1 protein-coding gene is annotated in these 303 nt (G+C 38.6%); it reads right to left on the bottom strand.

Annotated features, from left to right (window positions below; genetic code table 11):
* The coding region (locus B7C60_RS18440; protein WP_245868931.1) for a DUF4442 domain-containing protein at window positions 1-245 on the bottom strand (245 nt) is incomplete at its 3' end.
* Window positions 246-303 lie beyond the last annotated feature (58 nt).

Genomic DNA, 303 nt, shown 5'->3' with positions numbered 1-303 from the left:
GGTTGGCCACGCAATTGGGCTTTATGCATCGCCATAAATCCACCAGCCACATCAGCACCCACAGCCAATACACCGAAATACATACTGTTGAGATGATTTTTATTACGTCGCTTTAAAGGAATAGAAACTTCTACCGCTTGAGCACTAAGCGAGAGAATTTTTGGCCGACAATACCAAATTAAAGGGACTTTAAGAAAACCAAAATAATTTAAATAAAAATTTGCTTTAGTAAGTGCTGAAAGCATAACCACACATCCTCATTGACTTGTCAGACCAGTAAATTCCAAGCCAAGAAAAATGTCA

Origin of the sequence: Vibrio fujianensis, assembly GCF_002749895.1 — a bacterium.
In the GTDB taxonomy this organism is placed as follows: domain Bacteria; phylum Pseudomonadota; class Gammaproteobacteria; order Enterobacterales; family Vibrionaceae; genus Vibrio; species Vibrio fujianensis.
This window is presented reverse-complemented; position numbering and strand designations above follow the sequence as displayed.